Here is a 1,593-nt window from a genome sequence, read left to right on the forward strand (position 1 = left end):
CCGGGCTGCTGTACCTGTGCCGGGAGCTGGACGGGTTGCCGATGGTCGGTGCACTGGACGCGACGGCGCGGATGACCCGGCGAGGTGCCCTCGGCCGGTAGGTGCGACGATCGGACAGCACTCGCCACGCACAGAGGTGGCCGGTGTGTATGCGAACCAGGGAAAGCAGAGGAAGTCGGCCATGGCAACGGCGCCCAGCGTCTCCTACTCGATGACGGTCCGGCTGGAAGTGCCCGCCAGCGGCACCGCGGTCTCCCAGCTCACCACGGCCGTGGAGTCCCACGGCGGCTCGGTGACCGGCCTCGACGTCACCGCCTCCGGCCACGAGGCGCTCCGGATCGACGTCACCATCGCCGCGAGCTCCACCGCTCACGCCGACGAGATCGTCGAAGGTCTGCGCGGCATCGACGGCGTCGTGCTCGGCAAGGTCTCCGACCGTACGTTCCTGATGCACCTCGGCGGCAAGATCGAGATGGCGTCCAAGCACCCCATCCGCAACCGCGACGACCTCTCCATGGTCTACACGCCCGGCGTCGCCCGGGTCTGCATGGCCATCGCCGAGAACCCCGAGGACGCCCGCCGCCTCACCATCAAGCGCAACTCCGTCGCCGTGGTCACCGACGGCTCGGCCGTTCTCGGCCTCGGCAACATCGGCCCGAAGGCCGCGCTGCCGGTGATGGAGGGCAAGGCGGCGCTCTTCAAGCGGTTCGCCGGGATCGACGCCTGGCCGATCTGCCTGGACACCCAGGACACCGACGCGATCGTGGAGATCGTCAAGGCCATCGCCCCCGGCTTCGCCGGCATCAACCTGGAGGACATCTCGGCGCCGCGCTGCTTCGAGATCGAGGCCCGGCTCCGTGAGGCGCTGGACATCCCCGTCTTCCACGACGACCAGCACGGCACCGCCATCGTCGTCCTCGCCGCGCTCACCAACGCCCTGCGCGTGGTCGGCAAGTCCATCGGCGACGTCCGGGTCGTCATGTCCGGCGCGGGCGCGGCCGGCACCGCCATCCTCAAGCTGCTGCTGGCCGCCGGGGTCAAGCACGCCGTCGTCGCCGACATCCACGGTGTCGTCCACGCCGGCCGCGACGACCTGGTCGGCGCCGAGGCCGACTCCCCGCTGCGCTGGATCGCCGACAACACCAACCCCGAGGGCGTCACCGGCACCCTCAAGGAGGCCGTGGTCGGCGCCGACGTCTTCATCGGCGTCTCCGCCCCCAACGTCCTGGACGGCGCCGACGTGGCCGCCATGGCCGAGGGCGCCATCGTCTTCGCGCTGGCCAACCCGGACCCGGAGGTCGACCCGGCGGTGGCCCGCGAGACCGCCGCCGTCGTCGCCACCGGCCGTTCGGACTTCCCCAACCAGATCAACAACGTACTGGTCTTCCCGGGCGTCTTCCGCGGCCTGCTGGACGCCCAGTCGCACACGGTCAACACCGAGATGATGCTGGCCGCCGCCGGCGCCCTGGCCGACGTCGTCGCCGAGGACGAGGTCAACGCCAACTACATCATCCCGAGCGTCTTCAACGACAAGGTGGCCGGCGCCGTCGCCGACGCGGTCCGCAGCGCCGCCAAGGCGGTCGGCGCGGCCCC

Annotated in this window: 1 protein-coding gene; it reads left to right on the forward strand. The window is 71.2% G+C overall.

Features of this window, described 5'->3' with window-relative positions:
• Positions 1-181 precede the first annotated feature (181 nt).
• Positions 182-1,593: NAD-dependent malic enzyme (locus ABZ863_RS35640; protein ID WP_358544203.1), on the forward strand; the 1,412-nt coding region annotated here is incomplete at its 3' end.

The organism is Saccharomonospora sp. NPDC046836, from assembly GCF_040645195.1.
Lineage (GTDB): Bacteria > Actinomycetota > Actinomycetes > Mycobacteriales > Pseudonocardiaceae > Prauserella_A.